General features: G+C 36.5%; 21 protein-coding genes. 7 read left to right on the top strand and 14 right to left on the bottom strand.

All coding sequences use genetic code 11. The features are described from left to right. Nucleotides 1-54: 54 nt before the first annotated feature. Together QZ657_RS07025 and QZ657_RS07020 are read right to left on the bottom strand one after the other, a co-directional pair. Nucleotides 55-1,539, bottom strand: a complete 1,485-nt coding sequence (locus QZ657_RS07025; protein WP_291965850.1) for a RagB/SusD family nutrient uptake outer membrane protein — start codon at nucleotides 1,537-1,539, stop codon at nucleotides 55-57. 20 nt (nucleotides 1,540-1,559) lie between these two features. Beyond that, entirely contained in the window at nucleotides 1,560-4,556 is a 2,997-nt protein-coding gene (locus QZ657_RS07020; RefSeq protein ID WP_291965848.1) for a SusC/RagA family TonB-linked outer membrane protein, read from the bottom strand. A 342-nt stretch (nucleotides 4,557-4,898) separates the two neighbouring features. Between QZ657_RS07020 and QZ657_RS07015 the strand changes: the two genes are divergently transcribed. Together QZ657_RS07015 and QZ657_RS07010 are read left to right on the top strand one after the other, a co-directional pair. Continuing rightward, nucleotides 4,899-7,025 (top strand): thioredoxin domain-containing protein, encoded by a 2,127-nt coding sequence (locus QZ657_RS07015; protein ID WP_291965846.1) that lies wholly within the window; start codon nucleotides 4,899-4,901, stop codon nucleotides 7,023-7,025. Between the two features lie 191 nt (nucleotides 7,026-7,216). Next, a complete protein-coding gene (locus QZ657_RS07010; protein WP_291965844.1) occupies nucleotides 7,217-8,416 on the top strand; it encodes a DegT/DnrJ/EryC1/StrS family aminotransferase in 1,200 nt (399 codons plus the stop codon). A gap of 7 nt (nucleotides 8,417-8,423) precedes the next feature. Here the strand turns inward: QZ657_RS07010 and ribB are convergent, their stop codons facing one another. The 11 genes from ribB to QZ657_RS06955 form a co-directional block, all read right to left on the bottom strand. Further along, entirely contained in the window at nucleotides 8,424-9,560 is a 1,137-nt protein-coding gene (gene ribB / locus QZ657_RS07005) for a 3,4-dihydroxy-2-butanone-4-phosphate synthase (protein ID WP_276473231.1), read from the bottom strand. Between the two features lie 2 nt (nucleotides 9,561-9,562). After that, nucleotides 9,563-11,002: an LptF/LptG family permease gene (locus QZ657_RS07000; protein WP_412759680.1), complete on the bottom strand. Its 1,440-nt coding sequence runs from the start codon at nucleotides 11,000-11,002 to the stop codon at nucleotides 9,563-9,565. A 74-nt stretch (nucleotides 11,003-11,076) separates the two neighbouring features. Continuing rightward, nucleotides 11,077-11,721 (bottom strand): LolA family protein, encoded by a 645-nt coding sequence (locus QZ657_RS06995; RefSeq protein WP_276473232.1) that lies wholly within the window; start codon nucleotides 11,719-11,721, stop codon nucleotides 11,077-11,079. Between the two features lie 12 nt (nucleotides 11,722-11,733). Further along, a complete protein-coding gene (locus QZ657_RS06990) occupies nucleotides 11,734-14,121 on the bottom strand; it encodes an FtsK/SpoIIIE family DNA translocase (RefSeq protein WP_291959532.1) in 2,388 nt (795 codons plus the stop codon). A 65-nt stretch (nucleotides 14,122-14,186) separates the two neighbouring features. Then, complete coding sequence (locus QZ657_RS06985) at nucleotides 14,187-14,552, bottom strand: diacylglycerol kinase family protein (protein ID WP_276473234.1); 366 nt, start codon at nucleotides 14,550-14,552, stop codon at nucleotides 14,187-14,189. 16 nt (nucleotides 14,553-14,568) lie between these two features. Next, nucleotides 14,569-15,072, bottom strand: a complete 504-nt coding sequence (gene tpx, locus QZ657_RS06980; RefSeq protein ID WP_291965841.1) for a thiol peroxidase — start codon at nucleotides 15,070-15,072, stop codon at nucleotides 14,569-14,571. Nucleotides 15,073-15,190: 118 nt separating this feature from the next. After that, the gene (locus tag QZ657_RS06975; RefSeq protein ID WP_027066683.1) at nucleotides 15,191-15,448 is read right to left on the bottom strand and encodes a DUF6952 family protein; all 258 of its coding nucleotides are present in this window, start codon (nucleotides 15,446-15,448) and stop codon (nucleotides 15,191-15,193) included. After that, the gene (locus tag QZ657_RS06970) at nucleotides 15,429-15,743 is read right to left on the bottom strand and encodes a thioredoxin family protein (protein WP_073246691.1); all 315 of its coding nucleotides are present in this window, start codon (nucleotides 15,741-15,743) and stop codon (nucleotides 15,429-15,431) included. The genes QZ657_RS06975 and QZ657_RS06970 overlap by 20 nt, the downstream gene beginning before the upstream one ends. Nucleotides 15,744-15,816: 73 nt before the next feature. Beyond that, a complete protein-coding gene (locus QZ657_RS06965) occupies nucleotides 15,817-16,461 on the bottom strand; it encodes a peroxiredoxin (RefSeq protein WP_210708983.1) in 645 nt (214 codons plus the stop codon). A 225-nt stretch (nucleotides 16,462-16,686) separates the two neighbouring features. Beyond that, on the bottom strand, nucleotides 16,687-18,162 hold the full coding sequence (nhaC, locus tag QZ657_RS06960) for a Na+/H+ antiporter NhaC (protein ID WP_291959537.1): 1,476 nt from the start codon (nucleotides 18,160-18,162) through the stop codon (nucleotides 16,687-16,689). Nucleotides 18,163-18,237: 75 nt separating this feature from the next. Next, the gene (locus QZ657_RS06955) at nucleotides 18,238-19,458 is read right to left on the bottom strand and encodes an aminotransferase class I/II-fold pyridoxal phosphate-dependent enzyme (RefSeq protein ID WP_291959540.1); all 1,221 of its coding nucleotides are present in this window, start codon (nucleotides 19,456-19,458) and stop codon (nucleotides 18,238-18,240) included. A 150-nt stretch (nucleotides 19,459-19,608) separates the two neighbouring features. Between QZ657_RS06955 and QZ657_RS06950 the strand changes: the two genes are divergently transcribed. Beyond that, nucleotides 19,609-20,067: an Lrp/AsnC family transcriptional regulator gene (locus QZ657_RS06950; protein WP_291965879.1), complete on the top strand. Its 459-nt coding sequence runs from the start codon at nucleotides 19,609-19,611 to the stop codon at nucleotides 20,065-20,067. Between the two features lie 203 nt (nucleotides 20,068-20,270). Further along, nucleotides 20,271-21,677, top strand: a complete 1,407-nt coding sequence (gene lpdA / locus QZ657_RS06945; protein WP_291965838.1) for a dihydrolipoyl dehydrogenase — start codon at nucleotides 20,271-20,273, stop codon at nucleotides 21,675-21,677. An 80-nt stretch (nucleotides 21,678-21,757) separates the two neighbouring features. Here the strand turns inward: lpdA and QZ657_RS06940 are convergent, their stop codons facing one another. Continuing rightward, entirely contained in the window at nucleotides 21,758-22,942 is a 1,185-nt protein-coding gene (locus QZ657_RS06940; RefSeq protein ID WP_291965836.1) for a heparan-alpha-glucosaminide N-acetyltransferase domain-containing protein, read from the bottom strand. A 128-nt stretch (nucleotides 22,943-23,070) separates the two neighbouring features. Here QZ657_RS06940 and QZ657_RS06935 point away from each other — a divergent pair, with 128 nt between their 5' ends. From QZ657_RS06935 to QZ657_RS06925, 3 genes are all read left to right on the top strand, one after another. Continuing rightward, entirely contained in the window at nucleotides 23,071-23,607 is a 537-nt protein-coding gene (locus tag QZ657_RS06935) for an NADPH-dependent FMN reductase (protein ID WP_291965834.1), read from the top strand. A gap of 76 nt (nucleotides 23,608-23,683) precedes the next feature. Beyond that, entirely contained in the window at nucleotides 23,684-24,997 is a 1,314-nt protein-coding gene (tilS, locus tag QZ657_RS06930) for a tRNA lysidine(34) synthetase TilS (protein WP_291965832.1), read from the top strand. Continuing rightward, entirely contained in the window at nucleotides 24,990-26,951 is a 1,962-nt protein-coding gene (locus QZ657_RS06925; protein ID WP_291965830.1) for a protein-disulfide reductase DsbD family protein, read from the top strand. The genes tilS and QZ657_RS06925 overlap by 8 nt, the downstream gene beginning before the upstream one ends. Nucleotide 26,952: the final 1 nt, after the last annotated feature.

The raw sequence follows: 26,952 nt of genomic DNA, 5'->3' as shown, positions 1-26,952 counted from the left end.
ACTGCACACATGCTGCTTAAAGTAATTCAACTAAACTAACTTAACAATAAAATTTTAATAACCAGGATTCTGGTCTGCTGCAGTTACATTTTCATTGGAGGTTATTTCTCTATCCGGTATGGGCCAAAGTTCACTCTTGCCAACTTGAAAGTTGGTGCCGGCCAATTCTGTAGTTGCTAGATTCCATCTTAAAATATCATTAAAACGAACTTGTTCACCTGCCAATTCAACTTTTCTTTCATGTACGATAGCTTCAAAAACCGCGGCTTTGGAAAGACCGTATGGTAAACCGTTAAGACTTGCTCTTTCCCTAACTTCATTTATTAGGTCAATAGCATCATCTTGCGTGCCTACCTCATTTTCACACTCGGCTTTCATCAACAGGACATCCGCGTAACGTAAATAATTGAAATTGATACCTGATTCTTGATCTTCATTGGCATCTTTGTAATAATTCTGGTATTTTTTCCAGCCAGCACGTCTTTGGTCGCCAGCTGTCAGCATTTCTGCTGTAACAACGCCGCCACCAAAAGTGTCGCCTACAGAATAAAAGGTATCCGCATATCTAGTGTCGCCCTCTTCGTATTCATCTAAAAGATCATCTGAAGGAAAAACGTTGAACCAATCGTTAAAGCCATATTCTTGACCTCTAAAAGTAGCTTCGTTAGGTCCGGCACCTGTAACAGAAGAATTCCATTGAGCGCTCGTACCCAAAGCGTCGTCATATTCTATTTCAAAAATAGACTCCACACCATGTTCTGTCTCTTCCGTAAAATTGTCAAAGAAGTTTGGCTCTAATGCATACCCGGAGAGTTTGTTGAACTCCGCTAGGGCCAATGCGTGCTCTCCCCTAAATAAATATACTTTTCCTAAAAGGGCAATTGCCGCTCCTTTGGTTGCTCTACCGTTTGCTTCTTCACTTTTGTCAAGCAAAGTTGCAGATGCCGATTGCAAGTCAGAGATTATTAATGCATATACTTCATCTGCGGGAGATTTGGCCACACCTTCTGTAGTAGTAGGTATTTCCGTAATCAATGGCATATCTCCAAACCTGGTAACCAGCAGGAAATTAAACAACGCTCGTAAAAACTTTGCTTCACCTATAAATTTTTGCTTGCTGGCATTACTTAATAATGATTCTTCTATGGCATTTATAGCTTCTTCGTTACCTATCACGAAATTGGCTTTGTTGATGCCTCTGTAGCAACTTTCCCAATAATCTGCAATCGGCCCATGGCTAGAGTCAAAAGAGAAATCTAAATACTGTCTTTTGTCCGCCTCTAATTGTGGGTTTCCGTCATTTTCATGAGACATGTTATCTTGTGAGAAGAACATATGTCTAGAGTATAGCCCTCTGGTCTGTAAATTGGAATATACCGCATTTACTGCGGATTGCACTTGGGCCTCTGTTTTAAAGAATGTCTCTGGAGACAGCCCATTAGGATTTACCAGTTCCAAATCATTTTCACTACACCCATTTATAATCACCGCAGCGGTGAAGAGCGCAAACATTGAAAAAATTATTTTTGTCGTTTTCATATTTCTTTTCTTTTTAGCAATTAAAATGATACTTGTAACCCTATTAAATAGGTCTTAGGCTGTGGATAGGCACCTCTATCGATACCATATTCGAATAAATCTCCGTTACCCACTTCTGGATCTAAACCAGAGTAATCTGTAATTGTAATGAGGTTTTGACCACTAACATATATTCTAAATTTTGAGAACAGTTCTTGTCCAAAAGCATCACTTGGTAGTGTATATCCTATGGTTAAGTTCTTTAGTCTAGAGAAAGAACCGTCTTCAACAAAACGATCGGACAATTGTAGGTTTTGCGGAGCGCCACCTGCTCTAGGTATGGTAGTAGATGGGTTTGTAGGTGTCCATCGGTCCAATACTGAAACACCTGCATTGAACAATCTAGGCATACCTTCCAAATCGTAAATATTGGTGTTGTAAAGATCTCTGCCATAAATACCTGTCCAGAACATATTAAAATCCCAGTTTTTGTAATCTGCACTTAGGTTTAGGCCATAGGTCAAATCTGGCAAAGGGTCGCCAATAATTGCTCTATCTTCAGAAGTAATATCGCCATCATTATTTAAATCTTTAAATCTAATATCACCCGGTTGTACTGTAGTTTGACCTGGGTTTGCCGTAAACACAGCGTCTACTTCCGCTTGATTTTGATAGATACCATCGGTAACGAGGCCAAAAAAGTGAAATAATGACTCTCCTTCGGTAACCCTTGTAATATTTTGGTTTTCAAAATTACCACCGTTCAACTCATCAACGCCGCCAAGTGATATGGCTTCATTAGAACTTGTAGATAGGTTTAAATTGGCAGACCATTTAAAATCACCTTCAAAATCATTGTACCCTAAGCTCAATTCAAAACCGGTAGTCTCTACAGCCCCAACATTTCTAACCTGGCTACCTTCGTTAATACCTAATGAAGTGGAAGTAGGTACTCTGATCAAAAGATCATCACTTTGGTTTTCATAGTATTCAAGTGCAGCCGTAAATTTATCGTTGCTGAAACCTAAATCTATACCTACGTTCAATTGTCTTGTTTCTTCCCATTTTAGATCTGGGTTGGCCAAGCCAAATGCGGTGGTACCAACCGCGTTGGATCCAGCTATAGGGTACAGAAAATCGTTTACCAAAGTTGCACTGTATAAATAATTGGCGATTCTGTCATTTCCGGAATATCCCAAACTACCTCTTAGTTTTAAGGTGCTTACATTAGAGTCTGCCATAAAATTTTCTTTTGCAATGTTCCAGCCCAATGCATAAGATGAGAACCAGCCCCAACGGTTATTGGAACCAAATTTAGAAGAGGCATCTCTTCTTAAAGATACTGCGGCAATATACTTATCATCATAGTTGTAGTTTAACCTTCCTAAGAAACCTAGTCTATTATATTCGAAAGATGTACTCTGTAAACTTGAATCTTCGTTAGATAATTCATCTATATTGTCAGATACCGTGTTTCTGCTATTTGCATTTAAGTTGGTACCCTGGCTTTCAAATTTCTCTGCCAACAGCAATGCTTCAAAATTGTGAACATCCGCTATTGTCTTGTTGTACGTTAAACTGTTGGTAAATATTATTGTTTGACCTGCAGAAGTGTTTTTTGTAATAGATGCGAAAGCTTGTTGATGCGTGCCCCCTAAACTATCGTCATTATAAGATGGTACAAATCTATCACTAGTACCTTTGAAGTAATCTAAACCTACTTGCGATTTAAATTTTAAACCATCGATAATATCATACTCGGCAAAAATATTACCAACTAATGCGAAGGTGTTATTAATGGCATTACCATGCTTTAAAATTCTAACAGGGTTTTCGGCATCCTGTCCATCACCGGCGCTGTTAGGACCTTGAAAACCACCTAGGTTGTTAGGGTTGTAAACAGATAAATATGGTGCTGCTTTTATAGCATGCTCTAAAAGCGAACGTTGACCAATTTCTGTTCTATCAGGATTTTGTTTGTTGAAATTTACGGAAAGGTTCTGTCCTAACTTTAGCTTACCAAAGGTAAAATCGCTGTTTGCTCTAAAAGAATATCGTTGAAATCCGGTTTCAATAATAATACCTTCCCTTTCAAAATATCCGCCAGAAATTCTGAAATTGCTGGTTTCGCTACCTCCAGATGCAGCCATGTCATAGCTTCTAATAAGGCCTGTAGTATAAATTTCATCTTGCCAGTTTGTATTTACCCCAGATGTAGAAGATGGTGTATTAGGAACAATGCCAAAAGCATCGTTTGCATATTGTAGGTATTGTTCGGTATTTAAAACATCATATCGCTGTGTATTTTGCTGAAAACCTGTGTGTGCGTTGAACGATAATTGTGTTTTGCCACTTTTTCCTTTTTTGGTAGTTACGATAATTACACCGTTGGAACCTTGTGCACCATATACCGCCGTAGTAGATGCATCTTTTAATACGTTAATAGTTTCTATGTCATTCTGGTTTATACCGGATAGGTTGCCAACAATTACCCCGTCTACAACAAATAATGGAGCATTGTTTCCAAAAGTACCTAATCCTCTAATGGTTATAGATGGTTCTGTACCTGGTGCACCTGTGTTGACTACAGAGATACCTGCTGCACGGCCTTGTAATGCCTCAGTGGCATTCGCTACGGGAACTACATTTAAATCTTCGGATTTAACGCTAGATATGGCTCCTGTTACCGCAGCCCTACTTTGTGCGCCATAACCAACGACTACAACTTCATCTAAAGCTTGAGCGTCTATTTCCATTGATACAGTAATGGAAGATTGCCCGTTGATAGAAATTTGTTGAGAAACGTAGCCAATGTAACTAATGGATAATGTACCGTTAGATGGTACGTTGGTAAGCGTAAAATTACCATCAAAATCTGTTTGCGTACCATTTGTTGTACCTGATATTACCACAGAGGCACCAGGAAGCGGTGCACCGGTTTCATCAGAAACAACACCTGTTACGGTAGTTGTTTGTGAATAGGCAAATTGCCCCAACATTGCAATAATTGCAATGAATGTCATTTTGAGTTTAGTCATAATTAATTAAGTTTTAAGTTGTTATTTATAGCGAATCAGTTTTGTGAAACGCTACTCAACAAATATAAAATGGGGCTTGTACGTGCTATAAAACAAATGAAGCGAACACTGGTAATTATGATGCATATATGTGTGGAGCGCTAGTAATACGGTAATTTTAGCAGGCATAAATTGTTATTACCGTATTTTATCTCTCTCATATTTTTGTTTTTCACAATATTGTTTACCGTTACTGATTATTTCATAATGAAGGCAAGAGAAAAAATCATTGGTTTTAGTTAAATTTCAAATGTTATGCGATAGATAAATTAAATATATCTTTGAATTTATTATATGGTACTTATGAAGATTAATAGCTTATTTTTTGTTTTTATCGGTATTCTGGTTTTAAGTTCTTGTAAAAACCAGAACAAGAACCAAGCTGAAGGTGTTGTGCAAGAAAGTCATGAATTTACCAATGACCTAATTAATGAGACCAGTCCGTACCTTTTGCAACATGCACATAACCCTGTAGATTGGAAACCATGGTCAGATGACGCTTTTAAAAAGGCCGCTGAAGAAAATAAGCTAGTAGTTTTAAGTGTTGGGTATTCTACTTGTCACTGGTGCCATGTTATGGAAGAGGAATCTTTTGAAGATGCGGAAGTTGCCAAGTTGATGAACGAAAAATTTGTTAGCATTAAAGTGGATAGGGAAGAACGTCCAGATTTGGATATGGTGTACCAGACCGCACTTCAATTGGTAAACGGTAGTGGTGGATGGCCAATGAACGCTATTATTATGCCTAATGGAAGTCCTGTTTTTCTAGGTACCTACCATGAGAAGGAAAATTGGAAAAGTATTCTTACAAAGTTTAGCACAGAGTATGAAAAGAATCCTGAAAAAATGAAGGAATATGCCACTATGTTGGCAGATGGTGTGCAAGAGGTGTATGAGCAACCAACAAAACAGATGGCAAATACCATTACTCCCAATAAAATTGAAAGCGGTATAACAAAGTGGTCTACCATGTGGGATAAAGACTGGGGAGGCAATATTGGCGAGGAAAAATTTATACTGCCGGCAAATTTGACGATGTTGTTGGATTATGCGGTATTACAACAAAATGCTAATGCAAAAAATCATGTATTAAATACATTGGATAAAGTAATTCAGGGTGGAATTTATGATCATGTTGATGGAGGATTCTTTAGATATAGTACGGATAATACCTGGCATGTACCGCATTTTGAAAAGATGTTATATGATAATGCGCAACTCTTAAGTTTATTATCAAAGGCATACAAATTAACCGGTAATGAAGTATATAAAATAAAGGTGTCCGAAACTTTTAAGTTTTTAAAAACAGAAATGAGAAATAAAGGTGGTGGTTACTTTAGTGCTATGGATGCCGATACAGAAGGTGAAGAGGGTGTGTACTATGTTTGGAAGAAAACAGAGTTGGAATCTTTGCTTGCAGATGATTTTACCATGTTTTCCAAGTATTTTAATATCTACGATGAGAAGGTGTGGGAAGATGGGAATTTTGTATTGCACAATACCTTTTCAAAAAGCGACTTTATAAAGGAATCTGGACTGAATGAAGTTGAGTTCGATAATAAATTGAGCAACTGGAAATCAATATTATATAAAGCTCGACAAGAAAGGGAGAAACCATCAAAAGATTATAAGGTTTTAACGTCTTGGAACGCGCTTTTAATAGACGGTTTATTAGAGTCTTACAAAGCTTTCGGCAATGATGAATTTTTAGATGAAGCAGTTTCTGTATTTAATTATTTACGGCAACATAATTTTGCCAATGGTGAGTTAGTACATTCCTTTACAAAGGATAGCAAGCAAAAAGAGGTCTTTTTAGAAGATTATGCTTTTTTGGCCAAAAGTGCATTCACTCTTTTTGAGGTTACGCTAAATACGGATTATTTAAATGTTTCCAAAGAATTGATGCATACGGCATCCGAAAAATTCAAGAGTACTTCTGATTTATACTATTATAATGTTTCTAATGAATTAGTACCTAAAATTATTAATACATCAGATGGTGTGGTGCCTTCCGCAAACGCCATAATGGCCCAAAATTATTTTCATTTAGGACATTTGGAGTATAATAAGGAGTTTTTAAAGAAAGCTGAGCTAATGGGGGGCTTAATTACTTCTGATTTTGAAGAACATGCCGTAAGTTATGGTGCTTGGGGTAATTTATTGTTAGGGCAGGCATATCCATTTTATGAAATGGTTGTTGTTGGTGAAGATGCCAAAGCCCTAATGAATGAAATACATAAGACTTTTATCGTAAATTCTATTGTAGTAGGTTCTACCGTTGAAAGTGATATTTCTCTTTTTAAAGATCGCTTTAGTATAGATAATACCTTTATATATGTCTGCCAAAACAACACCTGCAAATTACCTGTAAAAACTGTAGGTGATGGTTTTGGTCAGATGAAGGCTTTTGGTTACCAGGGTTTTAAATAGAATTATTGCCAGTTGATCTTTAATGGTAACATCTGCTGTAACATATAAGGTTTAGAAGGTCTTTCATTGACCTCATTTACATTTAAGGTATTGAAATGGGTTTGGCGATCCTTTATCTATAATAGATGGTCTTGTTGTTGGTTTTACCAATTATTTAAATAAGATTTGTAGTATAATATAAAATAGTTAGCATGCCAGGTTTTGAGTTGTTTGGAGAGAGTGAAAAAAGTCAAGTTCAAGATGTTTTGGATACCGGTGTTTTAATGCGATATGGTTTTGACGGTATGCGTAATAATCATTGGAAGGCACTAGAACTTGAAGAAGCTTTGACCAAGCGAATGGATACAAAATTTGCACAATTGGTCAGTAGCGGTACTGCGGCACTGACCGTTGCATTGGCTAGTGCCGGCATAGGGGCAGGGGACGAGGTTATAATGCCTACCTTTACCTTTGTAGCTAGTTTTGAATCTATTTTGGCCATCGGCGCGGTTCCTATTTTGGTAGATGTAGATGATACCTTGACTTTAGACCCGGTGGCTGTAGAAAACGCCATTACCCAAAAGACCAAAGTAATAATGCCGGTACATATGTGCGGCTCCATGGCAGATTTAAGCGCGTTAAAAGCTATTTGTGATAAGCATAACCTGTTATTGTTGGAAGATGCCTGCCAGGCAATTGGTGGCAGTTTTGAAGGCAAGCCGTTAGGTAGTTATGGTGATCTAGGTTGTTTTTCTTTTGATTATGTTAAAACGATTACTTGTGGCGAAGGAGGTGCTATTATTACCGATAACGAAAAATTTAAAACGAATGCCGATCATTACTCTGATCATGGTCATGATCATGTTGGTAATAATAGGGGAGCGGAAACACATCCTTTTTTAGGTTATAATTTTAGAATTTCAGAATTGCATGCGGCGGTAGGGTGTGCACAAATAGAGCGTTTAGATAATTTTTTATCTATTCAAGAAAAAAATTATAGCGTAATAAAGAATGCATTATCAACGCTTTCAAATATTACATTTAGAAGGGTGCCTATTGGCGGGGTAGAAAATTACTCATTCATTTCTTTCTTTTTGCCAACTGCAGAACTAGCTAAAAGTGCACATACGGCTCTGGGTGAGGCGGGTGTAGATGCTTGCTTTTATTGGTTTGATAATAACTGGCATTATTACAAAAAATGGGAACACCTAACCTCAAAGAGATCTTTAGGTAAATTGCCGCAAGAAGTTGTTAATCAGTTGCCTGACTACTTAAAATCTGATTTTTCAAAATCTGACGCGTGGATCGGGAGAACCATTTCCTGTCTAATAAAATTAAGCTGGACGGAAGAACAAGTTGCCGATCGTGCTACAAAAATGAAAGAAGTACTTTCTAAATTTAAGGACGTGTAATAATCTCTTAGTACGAAACGTACTCTACGATCTCTAGACCGTAACCTACAATGCCTACACGTTTTGCTTGTGTGCTATTGGTCATTAATTTCATTTTGTGAATGCCTAGATCATGTAAGATTTGGGCTCCTATTCCAAAGTCACGATTGTCCATTTCAATCTTTGGTGCTTTGTGAACGCCTTGTTTTTGCAGTTCTTTAAGTTCTTTTAATCTAGAAAGTAAATTAAGGGACTCTGAGTCTTGATTTATAAAAACAATGGCTCCTTTACCTTCATCATTGATTTTATTGAACATATCCTCTAACTTTTCGTCTGGGTTATGCGTTAACGTACCCAAAATGTCATTGTTTATAAGGGTAGAATTAATTCTTGTCAATATTTTTTCATCTGCGGACCATGATCCTTTGGTCAAGGCAATATGAATATGATTGTTCGTGGTTTGCTTATAGGCTCTTAGTCTAAATTCCCCAAAACGGGTGGTTATGTCAAAATCAATTTCCTTGTCGATCAAGCTATCATGCTCCATTCTGTAAGCAACAAGAGATTCTATGGAAACAATTTTTAAATCGAACTTTTTAGCTACTTCCACCAGTTGTGGTAGTCGGGCCATGGTTCCATCTTCATTCATTATTTCTACAATAATTCCGGCAGGTTGTAATCCTGCCAAACGTGCAAAATCTATTGCTGCCTCTGTGTGGCCTGTTCTTCTTAAAACGCCACCTTCTTTTGCTACCAAGGGGAATATATGTCCCGGCCTTGCAAGATCGTGGGGTTTTGTGTCATTATTGGTAAGGGCAATAACAGTTTTAGATCTATCACTGGCAGAGATACCTGTGGTTACACCATTTCCTCTTAAATCTACTGAAACCGTAAATGCCGTTTCAAGGGGGTCGGTATTGGTGCTGACCATCATATGTAATCCAAGATCTTTACAGCGGCCCTCTGTTAAAGGTGCACAAATAAGACCTCTTCCGTGCGTTGCCATAAAATTGACCGTTTCTGGCGTAGCAAGTTCTGCCGCGGCCAAGAAATCTCCTTCATTTTCACGATTTTCATCATCTACAACGATAATTACCTTACCGGCGCGTATATCTTCAATCGCTTCCTCTATCGTATTCAATTGTATAGTATTAAGATCTGTCATTTCTATGAATCAGCTTTATCTTTTTTCTTAAACATTTTTTTAAAGAAATCGGCTATAAAACCAAAATCCATCATTCCTTTATCCTCGGTTGCCCGTTTGGTCAATAAGATACCTAACGGCAACATGATCAGCGTAGAAAGCCACGCTCCTAATATTGGGTGAATATTACCCTCTTTAGCATAGTTTCCTGCAAAAACACCTATAAAGTAATAGATTAAGAACAGTACTATGGCAATAACCATTGGTAATCCTAAACCACCTTTTCTAATAATGGCGCCTAAAGGGGCTCCAACAAAGAATAGAATAATACATGAGAACGCTAATGCGTACTTATTGTGAAGTGAAAGAATATGCATATTGTAGATTTTATATCTTTTTTGCATTTCTTCCTTTTTGCCGCTTACTGTTCCTAAAATACTGGAAGTAGCGTTCTTGGCGCTGCTTAAAATTTGTATTTGTTGCCAATCTGGAAACAATACCAAAAAATTATCCTTTATTGAATCTTGAAGGGCTATATTATTTTTTGCCAAAAGTGCCTTTGATGCTATGATGGAATCTTTCTTGGAAAGCCTTTTGGAAGTGGTAGAATCTTTATTTTTTGCAATTAACGGGGTAAACATACCGGTTCTGCCTTCAATATTTTTGGAGAACGCACGGACTATTCGATAGTTGTCCCCACGCAAAGAATCAATATCTTTAGTTAACCGAGATATGTTCTTCATTTTGTCCGTACTAATGTCTCTTTCTTCCTCAAGTTCGTCATTATTGATTTCAGGAATTTCAATATTCATGGTGTACGTATCAAAATCTGCCTGAGCAAATGGAAACTTCATTTTATTGTCATTGCTCTTGGTCTCAACATCTTGGTACATATGTCCATCTTTAAGTACCAATTGAATGATGTCAGATTCTTCACTACTAATAAGTTCGCCTGTGTTAGATTTAATAACACGAGTATTGATGTTATTGGCAGATTTCGTATGGATTATTACATTTTTGAGAAAGCGATCATTTTCACCGTACTTTTCATCTACTTTAATGTTCATTCCTTCAAAATCACTAAAAACACCTTCAGATACTACGGCTGCAGGTTTAACCTTGGCAATATTTCTGCGCAGGTTGTAAATTTTACGTTGAGAAAGGGGGATTACGTTATTGGCAAAAAAGAAGGTAACACCACCAAGAATAGTAACAAATATGATCAAACTCAGCATAGACCTTTGCAGGGAAATGCCCGAAGCTTTCATTGCCGCGAATTCATAATTTTCTGCAATAGAGCCAAACGTTAATATGGACGACAAAAGAACCGTTAGGGGCAGAACTTTTTCGGTAAGATCTGGCATTAAATAAAATAGGAACTTTCCAATAATTACGATATCTAGACCTTTACCGGCCAAATCATCAATAAAAAGCCAAATCGTTTGAAATATGAAGATAAACATCAATATTACAAACGAACTGACAAAATTAAAGACGAACCTTGATAGAATATATCGGTCTAGTATTCTCAATAGTCCTAATTTCTTATGATGAAATAACCCTCATCCTTATATTTAGCTTCGTCAAAAGTAAATAAGGTTTTGGACAAAGTTTGATCTGTTTTAAAAGAATTAACAGTGATGGTGGTTTTTGTGCCGTTCTTCCCTGTTTCAATTAAGTTGTAAATGTGCTTTGTGCCCATGTCTATACCCAATAATCTTGATTTTATTTCGGTATCTGAATCAATAGGGGTCAACTTTATATACTGTATTTTTCTACCTTGAACATTTTGTAATATATCCCACGCATAATTATGTCCTTCCTGATAAAACGTCAACATTTTTGAAGGGGTCATCGCATTTTCGTCTTCAGACTTGTCCTCAATTGTTACCTCTTCGTTCTCTGGAACGATAGTGTACACCTTATTACCGTCAAATATTTGTTTTGATCCCAGGTAATTGAACATGTATTTATTTCCCGCAAGGGTAACATCTCCTCTTGTCTCCTGGTTTATGCCCGCATCTGCGTTCTTTAGATCAAATTTAAAATCTACGAAGATGTTGTCATAACTTTGAACTTTGTTATAAACTTCGTCAAGCAGGGCTTTTGCTTTATCGGAACTTTGTGCATTTGCAATAGTTGCCGTAAGCATAATCGTCAATACAAAAATAATTTTCTTCATCTTTTTTTACTATTATTCGTTATCCAATATTTGTTGAAGGGCTACCATATCGGCCACGTACACTTGTCTGGCTTTACTACCTTCAAATGGACCTACAATTCCTGCAGCTTCCAGTTGGTCTATAATTCTACCCGCTCTGTTATAGCCTAATTTCAATTTTCGTTGAATCAATGAGGCAGAACCTTGTTGTGCAATTACAATTACTTCAGCAGCTTCGCGGAATTTGGAATCCCTTTCAGACACGTTATTATCAAGACTCGTGCCAGAATCTTCACCAACATATTCCGGCAGTTCATGCGCTTCAGGATAAGCTCGTTGGCTACCAATAAATTCTGTTATTTTGGCAACCTCAGGTGTGTCTACAAAGGCGCATTGAATACGGGTAACATCATTACCTTGTGTAAATAACATATCTCCTCTACCGATCAACTGATCGGCACCTGCAGTATCTAAAATGGTTCTGGAATCTATTTTAGAGGTAACCCTAAATGCTAATCTTGCTGGGAAATTGGCTTTAATGATACCAGTAATAACGTTAACCGATGGTCTTTGTGTTGCAATGATCAAATGTATACCAATAGCCCTTGCTAATTGAGCTAATCTGGCTACCGGTGTTTCTACCTCTTTACCGGCGGTCATGATCAAATCTGCAAATTCATCAATCACCAACACAATATATGGTAAGAACTTATGTCCATCATTAGGGTTAAGTTTTCTAGCCTTAAACTTGGTGTTGTACTCTTTTAAGTTACGAACCATTGCCAATTTCAGTAACTCATATCTATTATCCATTTCAATACAAAGTGAATTCAATGTGTGAATTACTTTGGTATTGTCCGTAATAATGGCTTCCTCTGAATCTGGAAGCTTTGCCAAGAAATGACGTTCAATTTTGTTGTAAAGTGTAAGCTCAACTTTCTTGGGATCTACCAAAATGAATTTTACTTCTGCCGGATGCCTTTTATAAAGCAATGAGGTCAAGACCGCATTTAAACCTACGGATTTACCTTGTCCTGTAGCACCTGCCATTAATAAGTGCGGCATTTTAGCTAAATCTACTACAAAGGTTTCGTTACTAATAGTTTTACCAAAAGCTATGGGTAGTTCCATTTCAGCTTTTTGAAACTTGCTTGAAGCAATAACGGAACGCATGGAAACTATTGATGAATTCTTGTTAGGTACTTCTATACCGATAGTACCTTTACCAGGAATAGGGGCTATGATACGTATGCCTAGAGCTGCCAATGAAAGTGCAATATCATCTTCTAGGTTTTTAATTTTTGAAATTCGTACACCTGCTTCCGGTACAATCTCGTATAAGGTTACTGTAGGACCAATGGTTGCTTTGATCTGGGCAATTCCAATTTTGTAGTTCTTAAGTGTGTCTACAATTCTGTTTTTGTTTTCCTCTAATTCTTCCTGATTGATTGTTATACCACCGGTTGCTCCATGTTGGTCCAAAAGGTCTATGTGCGGAAATTTATAATTTCCTAACTCTAAGGTAGGGTCAAATTCACCAAAATCATCCACTAGTTTGTTGGCTAAAACATCTACTTCTTCTGGTTCTTCTATAACAGATTCTACTTCCATGGCCAAGGTTTCTTCTGGCTCAGGTTCTGGTACGGTTACCTCAAAATCATTTGTTTGTTCCTCTTTTTCTAGATGTGGAATCTCTGCTTTGTGGGTGTAGGTGTCTAGAATTACAGGGGCTTCATCTTCAAGGGAAGTTGTAAGAATCTCCTCTTGTTCTTTATCTGCTCTTTTTTTACTTGCCTTACGTTCTTGGTTGGCCTTAAATTCTGTAGAAATGGCGTCTTTTCTTGATTTAAAAAAAGATGAAATACCTTCTGGGGTTACATTGAACAATCTTACAAGAATGAATATAAGCCCAAATATTAATAATAAAAGTACGCCGATCTTGCCTGCATAGTCTTGAAGGAAATCATTCATTTCAAACCCTATCAATCCTCCTAACAAAGGGCTGGTGGTGGCAAAAAAACCTAGGGCAATGGATATCCAAATAACAAATAGTAATCCCCAAATCCATTTTTTCAATAACTCCTTTAAAGAAAGGCCTAGGAAAAGATATATACCGGTTATGCAAACTAGGAAAGGAAAAATCAATGATGCTACACCAAAGCCTTTATACATGAAAAAGTGGCTAATGCTTGCACCAAATTTGTTCAATAAGTTTTTGGCTAATTCATTACGGTCCTTAAATTCTGTCAAAAGACTTTGGTCATCTTGCCAGTTAAAATAGAATGATATAAACGAAAAGAACAACGCAATACTAAAAAGCATAAGTAAACTACCCAAAATGATCTTATTCTGTTTGGATAATTTAAACGGTGCTCGTTTTTTAGTAGGTTTTGGCTTTGATTTAGTTGCCTTTTTTGCCATTAAAACTTTATTCTGATGCTAAATTACAAATTTACGATGAGCTACGAAGAACTGTATAGACTATCCTATAAAACCTTTGGCAGGTAAATAATAAGACCAATGATTGTAGATGCTATAGAAACCAACATTACGGCTCCGGCGGATATATCCTTTATAAAACCGATTTTAACATCAAATTCTGGCTGAATATAATCTGCAATTTTTTCTACTGCCGTATTCATGCCTTCAATACCTAAAACAAGTGCTATCGCAAATATTTGAAGAATCCATTCGGTACTTGAAATGTCATAATAGAAACCGGCAGCGGTCATTACAATAGCAATGAAAACTTGAATTTTTATACTTGCTTCGGTTCGTATTAAAAGGAAGGCGCCTTTAAGGGCAAAGCCCACACTTTTAATACGATTTACCAAAAAGGATTCTTTAGGCATAAGTGTCCTTTTATTTTTAGTTCATTAAGGCCTCTAGAGCCGCTTTATAATTTGGCTCTTCTGTAGTTTCGGAAACTTGTTCTGTATACAAAACGTTGCCTTTTTCATCAATTACTACAACCGCTCTTGAAAGTAACGGTGCCAACGGTCCGTCTGAAAAAGCTACGTTATAACCTTTTCCAAAATTACCATCTCTAAAGTCTGAAAGCATTTCCACGTTCTCTAATCCTTCTGCACCACAAAACCTTGCTTGTGCAAACGGTAGGTCTTTTGAAATACAAAGTACAATAGTGTTGTCCAATTCTGCGGCTTCTTGGTTGAATTGGCGTACAGATTGTGCACAAGTACCTGTGTCAACACTTGGAAAAATATTTAAAACTACTCTAGAACCTTCGTAGTCCGAAAGTTTTACGGTAGATAAGTCATTCTTAGTTAATTGAAATTCCGGAGCTTTTTCACCATTTGCCGGTAATGTTCCTAATGTGTGTATTTCGTTTCCTTTTAATGTAACCGAAGCCATAACTTTTATCTTTTAAAATTGAGATTGTGAAATTATAAAATATAAAGTTGAAACGGGAGGGAATATGACAAAAAAAAGTCCTTTCATATTTGAGAGGACTTTTTAAATTCTTGTTTTATTATTTGTCAATAGAGCCTAAAACGCGCTGCATAAACTGATTCATGGCATCTTTTTTTGGTGTGCCCTGTTCTATGCTATTGGCTACTTCTATGGCTCCGTACATGTTAGAAATAAGTTCGCCTATTACATCAAGCTCCTCATCTTTTAGTGAAGGCAGCTCAGTGAGTGCTTCTAAAGTCTCGATAGTTTCTAGAACAAAATCGCTATCTTTTTCCTCAATGAACTCTGTCAGTAATTTAATTATGGGTAATCTCACTGATCAAATCTTTTAATAGGTCGTACTTGTTTGTTTGAACCTGATTTTTAATTTTCCCTTTTTCAAAAGAAGCGAAGGTAGGTAGGTTGCTTACATCTGCTAGTTTTCTAGATTCAGGGAATTTTTCTGCATCTGCCAATACAAATGTAATATTCTCATTTTGTGAAGCTTCTTTTTTAAATTTTGGCTTCATAATTCTACAGTTACCACACCATGTTGCAGAATATTGAACTACAACGTTTGGATTGTTATCTATGATTTCCTGTAAATTATCTTGTTCTAATTCTAATAACATAATTAAGGTTGTTTAATGTTAATAAAAATGAACATGAAGTTTTGATACTCCATGTTCATTTAAAATAATATTTTTAGTTAGCGTGCGCAGAAAGGTAACTAGCTACACCATCTCTGTTTGCGGACATGGCTTCTTTGCCTTCTTCCCAGTTAGCTGGGCAAACTTCACCTTTTTCCTGTACATGGGTCAGTGCGTCTATTAAGCGTAAGTATTCGCCAACATTTCTACCTAAAGGCATATTGTTTATGCTCTCATGTTGTACAACACCTTCTTCATCAATAATATATGTTGCTCTGTAAGTAACATTATCACCTTCCACTTGTACAGTTTCTGTTTCTTCGTCATAAACTTCGTTTTGGATATCAAGAATACCTAAAACGCTTGATAGGTTGCGGTTACTATCTGCCAAAATTGGGTAAGTAACACCTTCAATACCACCGTTGTCCTTATCTGTGCTCAACCATGCAAAATGTACTTCAGGAGTGTCACAAGATGCACCGATTACCAATGTGTTTCTTTTTTCGAACTCACCAATGGCAGCTTGGAATGCATGAAGTTCTGTAGGGCAAACAAAAGTAAAGTCTTTTGGATACCAGAAAAGAACTACTTTCTTATTATTTTTTTGAGCTTCTTCTAAAACATTAAGTTTAAAAGTGTCGCCCATGTCGTTCATTGCGTTAACACTAATATTTGGGAATTTCTTTCCTACAAATGCCATAATATGTTTTCGTTTTATAATTAATTTATAAAGCAAAATTAACACTTGAAAGAAGGTTTACAGACTTTCTAAATTAGAATTTTCAATGCTAGAATAACTATTTTGAATAGCTAAAGAAATAATAGAGTTTCAATGAGAATCAAATAATTTTTAGACCGTTAAATTATCAGATCAATAGTTAAAAGTGCTATTGGGTATAAATAGTAGTACCTAAGATTTTTTTATTTAGGCTACCAATTTTTTAATCTTAATATTTAAACCGGCGAATATAAAGGTCATTATAGGGCTTAGCCAATTGAAAATAGCATATACAAAATACTCGGCTACACCCACGCCCAATACTCCGCTATGATAAGCTCCGCAAGTATTGTAAGGTATTAATACAGATGTTACGGTACCTGTATCTTCTAAGGTTCTACTTAAATTTTCTGGTGCTAAACCTCTATCTTTAAAAGCTTTTGAAAACATTTTGCCCGGAACAACGATCGCCAAGTATTGGTCAGATGCCGTACCGTTTAAAACAATACAACTTATACCGGTGCTAAAGAATAGCCCGAAAGTAGATTTTGCCATTTTAAGCAGAGACTTTGTAATTCTTGATAAGGCACCTATGCCATCCATAATTCCGCCAAAAAACATAGCGCAGATAATTAACCAAATGGTGCCTAACATACCTGTCATTCCTTTTGAGGAGAATAAATCGCTCAACGCCTTATTTTCGGTGGGAACATCTGTGCTTACGGTAATGGCCTTTAATATGCCCTGATATCCTGATTGAAACGTAAGTTCTGTTGCTCCCGTAATGCCCGCAACTACATTAGGTTGAAAAATTACGGCAAAAAGCGCGGCTAATAGGGTACCGATCAATAATGCGGCCAACGGAGGCGTTTTTTTAACGATGAGACCAATAACGGCAATAGGTACAAGAAACAACCAACCATTAATATCAAAAGAAGCGTCTATGGAAGCCAGAATAGCGTCAACATCCGCCTCTCCATTAGTTTCTATGCTAAACCCGATTATTAAAAATACGATGAGCGTTACCGATATGGTGGGTACGGTAGTCCATAACATATATTTAATATGTGAAAACAATTCTCCGCCTGCCATTGCTGGAGCCAAATTTGTGGTGTCGCTCAAAGGGGAAAGCTTGTCTCCAAAATATGCTCCTGACAAAACTGCTCCGGCGGTCATACCTAAAGATATCCCTAATGCTTCGCCAATACCTATTAAGGCAATACCTACGGTGGCAGAAGTTGTCCAGCTGCTACCGGTTGCTACAGAAATAATGGCGCATATGATTACACACGCCGCTAAAAATATGGTAGGATTAAGTATCTGAAGGCCATAATAGATCATTGCCGGTATAATACCACTGACCAGCCATGTTCCTGCCAATGCGCCAACCATTAATAAAATCAATAAGGCACCCGTGGTAGATTTAATGTTTTCCTCCACTTCTGCAATCATTTGCTTGTAGGAAACCTTGTTTACAAACCCGACTATTGCTGCAACTGCACCGCCCAATAATAGTATGAACTGATTTGAACCACTTAATGCGTCATCGCCAAATACATATACATTATATGCCAACATGGCCACAAGGGCTATAACGGGTATTAAAGCGGCAAAAATGCTTAATTCCTTATTATCGACGATATGCTCGTTTTCCCTGTGATCATTGGTATTTTGGTAAGACATTAAATGTGAGTTTGGTTTCTAGGTAATATTACGATTTCTGTTACGGATGTGCAAACCCATTTTGCATTTGTAAGGTTAGGCTTTTATGCTTTTGACATCCAGTATATTAAGGTCTTCCAGGCATTTTTTCATTAAGATGTAAGTTCTTTGTATGTCATCGTCCAATCCTATAGAAAATCTAATTAATCCGTTGCCTAGTCCCATTTCTTGTTGTTCTTCTATTGGAATTTCTGATGATGTAGAGCTCCCGGGTGCGCTGAACAATGTTTTGTAAAATCCTAGGCTTACTGCCAAATAACCTAACTTTCTTTCTTGCATTAATTCCATAAGTGCATTGGCATTTTCTAAACTGCCCACATCCAAGGTTATCAATCCGCCAAAGCCGTATTCAGGATTCATTTGATCTTTCATAACTAAATGTCCGGGGTGGGACGGTAGTCCCGGATATACAACCCGTAATCCGTCTTTTTCAAAATTCTCTGCCAAGAATTGGGCATTTTCACTATGTTTTTTCATTCGAATGTGCAGGGTGCGCATATTTTTTAAAATGGATGCAGCGCGCATACTGTCCAGAGTGCTGCCCAGTAACATTCCAGCTCCGTTATTTACATCTTTAAGACCCAAGCAAAATTCTGAAGTACCGCAAACTACACCTGCAACGCAATCACTGGTGCCATTTATAAATTTTGTAAGACTGTGTATAATAATATCCGCACCCAATTTTGCGGGTGATACGGTGAGCGGGGAGAATGTATTGTCTACTACTAAGGGTAGATCATTTTTCTTGGCAATGCCGGATAGAGCAGATATGTCGGCAACTTCTAAAAGTGGATTACTGACACTTTCGCAATAAATCATCTTAGTGTTAGGTGTAATAGCTGCCGCCACCGCATTAAGATCTGTAATGTCCAAAAAGGTAGTTTTAATTCCGAATTTTATCAGGAAATTTTTCATAAAAGCATACGTTCCTCCATAAATGGTTCTGCTACTAATAATATGGTCGCCAGCATTACAAAGTTGCAAGATAACCGCTGTAATTGCTCCCATGCCACTTGCAGTAACGTTGGCACTTTCGGTACCTTCTAAAGCTGCCAATGCTTCGCCCAAATATAAATTTGAAGGTGAGGAGTGTCGGCTATACAAATAGCAACCTTCTGTATTTCCTTCAAATGTATCGAACATGGTTTTTGCCGATATAAAGGTATAGGTAGAAGAATCGGAAATTGAAGGATTTACTCCGCCATATTCTCCAAAATATTGTAAATCTTGTAAGTCGTTACTGTTTTTGTGGCTCATGTGTTGTTGTTTTCAGTAAAAATATTGTTTTGGTGTAAAATTGTCAATACAAAATCATTTTGTTAGTTTATTAATCTATTTTTATTTTTATAATAGATTAATATTCTATTAATGTGTAACTTGTGAGAACTTTACGGAATAATAATCATGATAAAACTTGATCAGATAGATAATAAACTGCTGGAATTGTTACAGGCAGATAGTAAAAAAACAACTAAGGAGTATGCTCTTAAATTGGGGCTTTCAACCACCGCTATATATGAACGTATTAAAAGGCTAGAAAGAACTGGAGCCATTAGAAGTTATGTAGCTTTAGTTGACAAAGCTGTTGTAGATAGGGATTTTACGGTATTTTGTCATGTTAAATTGGTACAGCATGTAAAAGATAACATTGCCCAATTTGAGGCGCAAGTTATGCGTTTGCAAGAGGTAGTTGAATGCCATCATTTAAGCGGTGATTATGACTACCTGTTAAAAATACACGTTCAAAATATGGATGCTTACCGAAACTTTATGGTCAATAAATTGACCGCAATGAGTCATATAGGTAGTACACAAAGTTCGTTTACCATTAAAGAGGTAAAACATTCTACCGCAATACCGCTTTGAGTTTGCGGACTCTTTTTGCAAAAAATCAACGATATATTTGTTGTAAGCGAATTGGAATTTTTAGGGCGTTTTTATATTTAAAGGATTAAAAATGTCGTTAAACTGTTGAAAAAGCTAACATTTTCGCTTCTAAACAATATATTAAAATGAGTTTAGAAAGTAAAAATAGTATTAATTTTGTAAGACATTAGAAAATAAAATTTATGAATCAATATGATGTAGCCGTTATTGGCTCAGGACCTGGAGGATACGTAGCCGCAATACGTTGTGCTCAATTAGGAATGAAAACTGCAATAATTGAGAAATATTCCACTTTGGGTGGAACATGTTTAAATGTTGGGTGTATTCCTTCTAAGGCAATGTTAGATTCTTCGCATCATTATGAAGATGCCATTAAACATTTTGATGAGCACGGTATTGAAATACCAGGAGAAATAAAAGTGAATTTGGAAAAAATGATTGCCCGTAAGCAGGGTGTTGTTGACCAGACCACTAAAGGAATTGAGTTCTTGATGGATAAGAACAAAATTACCGTTTACGAAGGTGTAGGTAGTTTCAAAGATGCCACTCATGTAAACATCAAAAAGAACGATGGTAAAACTGAAGAGATAGAAGCTAAAAATATCATTATTGCAACTGGTTCAAAACCATCAACTTTGCCTTTTATTAAATTGGATAAAGAACGTATTATAACATCTACAGAAGCTTTGGAACTTAAAGAAGTGCCAAAACATATGATCGTTATTGGTGGTGGTGTAATTGGTCTAGAACTTGGTCAGGTATATAAAAGACTTGGTGCAGAGGTTACTGTGGTTGAGTTTATGGATCGCATTATACCGGGAATGGATGCTGCACTTTCTAAAGAGCTTACCAAGGTTTTAAAGAAGCAAAAAGTAAAGTTTGCATTATCGCACAAAGTAAAATCCGTTGAAAGAAAAGGTGATCAGGTAATTGTAAAAGCCGATAATAAAAAAGGAGAAGAGGTCGTGTTTGAAGGTGACTACTGTTTAGTTGCCGTTGGTAGAAAACCATACACCGACGGTTTAAATGCCGATGCTGCCGGAGTTAAACTTGACGAAAGAGGTAAGGTGATCGTTGACGAGCATTTAAAAACAAATGTTGACAACATATACGCCATAGGTGACGTAATCAAAGGTGCCATGTTAGCTCATAAAGCGGAGGAAGAAGGTACGTTGGTAGCAGAAATATTAGCGGGTCAGAAACCACATATTGATTATAACTTAATTCCTGGTGTGGTCTATACATGGCCAGAGGTTGCCGCTGTTGGTAAAACGGAAGAGGAACTTAAGGAAGCAGGTGTGGAATATAAGGTAGGTCAATTTCCAATGCGTGCCTTAGGCCGTGCTAGAGCGAGTATGGATACTGACGGATTTGTTAAGATCCTTGCCGATAAAAAGACCGATGAAGTCTTAGGTGTTCATATGGTAGGTGCGCGTTGTGCAGATTTAATTGCCGAAGCGGTTACCGCTATGGAATTTAGAGCTTCTGCAGAAGATATATCTAGAATGAGCCATGCTCACCCAACATATGCCGAAGCGGTTAAAGAAGCTGCATTGGCGGCTACTGATGATCGTGCATTGCATGTTTAAGTAGATAGAATAATATAGTAATGAAAAAGGCAGCCATTTGGCTGCCTTTTTTTGTGTTGTATAAGCTTCATTTGAGGCTGTTAGTTCTTGGTCAGGCCTAATAAGCGTAATACCTTTTCTGTACCACTTCTTAGCATTTCAAAAACTATGATCGCAAACTGTTCTAAATAAATTCTTGTAGTTGATAGAATGGAACGTACGTTAAATTTAATCTGTGCTTTGTGGTCTTCATATTTTAAGGCTAAATATGTACTTGCAATCATAAATAAAATGGCGCCCGGTACTACAACGTAAGGATTTAATGAGTGATGAAAAAATCGGTACAAACCTAATCCGGTAAAACTACCATATAGGATTATAAAATGTATAATGTATATGGATAGGGTGCTTTGACCTATTCTAAGCCATGTCGCATTCATTAAATATTTTCTTAGGAGAATGAAAATGGAAAAAACAATAAGTACATCTCCTAAGCGTATGAACAAGTAATTATTATTGAAAATAGCTTGAAACAATGTTATACCCGTAGCATCATAAATGGCAAGGAAAAAATCTGAAGAAAGAAATAGTAATGATAGTCCGGTTACTATATATGCTGGTACAATGTAGTTATAAAGGTTTTTGCTGTATTGATATTTGGAAAATATAACCGACATAAAACTACCTATTGTTGCATAGCCTAGCCATGGTATAATGGTGAATACCGAGCCATTGGCCTTTGTTAAGTAGTTTGCTAGTGCTTGCGGCAAAAATTCAAAGCTAGATGTTTTATAAACCGGTTCAAAGACAAATAGCAAAAGTGTTGTGACCATCAGTATGGTGGGGAAAATCCATTTTTGCTTGGCAAAAGTTAAAATGTAAAATCCTATAATGAATAGTAATGAAAGTCCTATGCAATGCAGAACGTCTACCAAATAGAAAGAATCATAAATTTCACCTTTGAACAAACCAAAAATGTTCATTCTTAAAAGGTATGCAATGACCAATAATTCAAATCCACGTTTAATACCCTTTTTAACTCTTGGGTTAGACCAACCCGTTTCTTTTGATCGAATGAGCAAATATGTAAATATGAATCCAGATACGGTAAAGAATACAGGTGCGGTAATTCCTCTAAAATATTTCCAAGTAGAGAACAACATATTAGAGTCGTCTCTAAATACATTATCTAGTAGACCATCAATGAAATGGCCTTGTAACATCATTAAAATGGCCCACGCTCTTATAGCGTCTAGAAAAAACAATCTTGATTTAGAGTTGTTCATTATAACAATTATATCCTATATACTTATAAAACAGTAAGTTTGGATGTTTAAAGCCGTAAAATTAGATAAAATATTCTAAGGATTGCCGTAATTGGGTTAAATTAGCGATCACACATAAAAATAGGTCTATGAGTTACATTTTGGCATTTGCGGGGAGCAATTCTTCAGTATCCATTAATTATAAATTGGTGAAGTATACCGCTAGTCTAATTAAAGGGCAGGAAGTAAAGTTGAGAGATATGTCAAAGTATCCATTTCCAATGTACAGTCAAGATTTGGAAAATGAAAGTAGATTCTCAAATTCACTCGTAGAATTTAAGAATGAAATTACCAATGCAGAAGGATTGATCATTGCCGTAAACGAACACAATAGTTTTCCTTCGGCATATTTTAAAAACACGTTAGACTGGTTATCTCGTTTAGATGTAAAGTTTTTGTCAGATAAGAAAATACTGTTAATGGCTACTTCTAATGGTGGTCGTGGTGCTATTGGTGCGTTGGAAATTACAGAAAAATTACTTGCAAGGTTTCAAGGAACGGTGGTTGCATCTTTTTCGTTACCTAAATATGGAGAAAATTTTGATGAAGTCAACGGTATTACCAATGAAGAGTTGGCCAAGGTTCACGCAGATAAGGTAGCCTCTTTTGTAAAGGCTATTTCATAATTTAATTCAATTTTTTACAAGTTAAATTAATCTTAGGCTTTCCTATTAAATTAAGGGACTTCGTTACCTTTGTCTTGTGTTAAAGGCTTTTAAAAAACATATTGAAGATTCTTTTCCGGAATTGCTGGATAATCATTTCATAATTGCATGTAGCGGTGGTCTGGATAGTTCGGTGCTCGTAGAATTATGCCAGCTGTTAAAATTAAATTTTTCTATTGCACATTGTAATTTTAGACTGCGGGGAAAAGCTAGTGATGGTGATGAAGTTTTTGTGCGAAATATTGCACGGGAAATTGGTAATGAAATTTTTGTAACCCATTTTGATACGCTTGGCTATGTAAATCAGCACAAGGTATCTGTACAAATGGCAGCAAGGGAATTACGTTATACTTGGTTTGCCCAGTTAATGAAAGAACATAATATTTCTTATTTGTTAACGGCGCATCATGCCAGCGATAATTTAGAAACTTTTTTAATCAATTTATCTAGAGGAACTGGTATTGAAGGTTTAACGGGGATTCCCGCTAAAATAAATAATATCAGAAGGCCTTTGTTACCTTTTAGTAGGCAAGAATTAGAGGTATTTGCAAAAGGGCAAAGGTTGAAATGGCGAGAAGATGCCAGTAATGCCGATGCTAAATATTTGCGAAATAAAATTAGATTAGAGATTATACCCAAATTAAAAGAACTGCATCCTACTTTTACGGAAAATTTTAAAAGTACTTTAGATTATTTAGGGCAAACCGAAGTTATTGCATCGGCATATCTACAAAACCTTAAAGATGAACTCTTTGTTAAAAAAGGCGAAAGGGTAGAAGTGAAAATTTCAAAGTTGAAGGAATTAAAGCCTTTGTCTACCTATTTATTTGGTTTGTTCAGTTCATACGGATTTAAGGAGATGAAAAACCTAGAGGCTTTGTTAGATGGGCTTTCGGGTAAACAATTGGTATCTAGTTCTCATGTGCTGGTAAAAAATCGTGACGTATTAATTTTGTCATCCATAGACGAAAGTAAATTAGATAGGCAGGAATATTTTATTACTGAAGAAGAAGTACCTTTGAACTTACCGTTGAATTTAAAATTTATGTCTGTTTTTGAGCGTTTTGATAATACGAATAGTGAAATATTTGTTCAAAAGAATGCTATAAGGTATCCGCTGAGCGTAAGAAAATGGAAATCTGGCGACTACTTTTATCCATTAGGATTAAACAGGAAAAAGAAACTTGCAAAGTTTTTTAAAGATGAGAAAGTTGATGTCTTGACAAAAGAAAAAACTTGGTTGTTATGCTCAGGTGAGCAAATAGTTTGGGTAATAGGCATGCGTGCTGATCATCGGTTTAGAGTGGAAGATGTTAACCAGGAGATATTAAAAATAGAATTACATGATTAGATTTTTTGCTTTACTACTTTTTATTGTCGTTTTGCCACTTGGTACTTTCGCACAAACAGAAGATGAACCCGTAGTTTGGGAACAGCAAATTAATAAAATTTCCGACTCGGAGTATGAATTGGTAATGCAAGCTAAAATTTTAGATGGATGGCACATGTATTCCCAATTTACATCTGAATTTGGCTCTTTACCCAGTGATTTTACCTATAACGGAAATGGTATTGCTTATGAACTTTTGGGCGGAACGACCGAAAGTGAAACTATTAAGGAGTACAGCGAAGTTTTTGAGGTAGAAGAAACGTATTTTAAAGAGTATGCAACATTTAAACAGCGTATTAAAATATTAGATCCTGCAATCAATCAAATAGATGTAGACTTGTTTTTTCAGGTATGTGAGGAGGTTTGTATTCCCATGGACAAAAAGTTCGTGTTTACATTAGATGGTTCCACTGCAGAGCTTGTATCTACTGTTGATGACAGAAGTCTAGGGCTAGGGCAGAAGTTACGATTAGATTTAAAAAATAGAGAGCTACTTACCCAAGGTCAAGATACTATAGCTACAAGCACTAATATCTGGGTTATTTTTGGCTTGGGTTTTCTTGGCGGATTAATAGCCTTGTTGACTCCGTGCGTGTTTCCTATGATACCTTTAACGGTCTCTTTTTTTACAAAACACTCCCAGAAAAAATCTAAAGGAATTGTCAATGCATTGTTGTATGGCTTTTTTATAATACTAATTTACTTTTTATTAAGTCTGCCATTTCATTTGTTTGATTCTGTAGATTCCCAAATACTTAATTCTATTGCAACGAACGTATGGTTAAACCTATTGTTCTTTGTAATCTTCATATTCTTTGCTTTTTCCTTTTTTGGATACTATGAACTAACGTTGCCAAGCTCATGGGCAAATAAAATGGATGATGCCTCTACAAAGGTTGGTGGTGTTTTGGGTATATTTTTTATGGCCGTCACATTAGCTATTGTATCTTTTTCTTGTACTGGTCCTATCTTGGGAGGTCTACTAGGCGGTACAACTTTGGCGGAAGGTGAAGTTGCTTCTAACCTTACCGCAGGCATGACCGGTTTTGGTGTAGCATTGGCATTGCCTTTTGCATTGTTCGCCTTGTTCCCGGCTTGGTTAAATTCTCTACCAAAATCTGGTGGGTGGATGACCACTGTAAAAGTAGTATTAGGCTTTTTAGAAATAGGTCTGGCTCTTAAATTTTTATCTAATGCGGACTTAGTAGGGCATTGGGGTATTTTAAAGCGGGAGATATTTTTGGGTATTTGGTTAGTGCTAGGTATAGCAATGACTTTATATTTATTTGGACTGTATAAATTTCCGCATGATGGTCCGGTTAAGAAGTTGTCTTTAGGTAGAAAAGTAGCTGCTTTTGTAAGTGCTGTATTTACTATTTATATGATTTTGGGAGTTACTAAGATTACCAACTTAAAACTATTAAGTGGATTTCCCCCGCCTGAGTTTTATAGCATTTTTGAACAAGAGAGCGATTGTCCCTTAGGTATAGATTGCTTCAAGGATTTTGATGAAGGTTTGGCGTATGCTAAAGAGGTAAATAAACCTATTCTTTTGGATTTTACGGGTTGGGCATGTGTAAACTGTAGAAAGATGGAGGAAAACGTATGGAGCGATTCTGAGGTTTTCCCGATCATAAAAGAGAACTATGTACTTATTTCATTATATACGGATGACAGACAACAGCTACCGGAAGAAGAGCAGTTTAATTATCAGTTTGAAAGTGGTCGTATAAAAGAAATAAATAACATTGCCCAAAAATGGGGTACTTTTCAAGATGTTAATTTTGGTTCTATTTCCCAACCTTTCTATGTGTTGTTGTCACCAGACTTGAAAGTATTGAATACGTCCATTCAAAATTCTGATGTTCCAACTTATAAGAATTGGCTATTAGAAGGATTAAGGAATAATAAATAGT

The sequence above is a fragment of the Maribacter sp. genome, assembly GCA_020629415.1.
Classification (GTDB): domain Bacteria; phylum Bacteroidota; class Bacteroidia; order Flavobacteriales; family Flavobacteriaceae; genus Maribacter; species Maribacter huludaoensis.
This window is presented reverse-complemented; position numbering and strand designations above follow the sequence as displayed.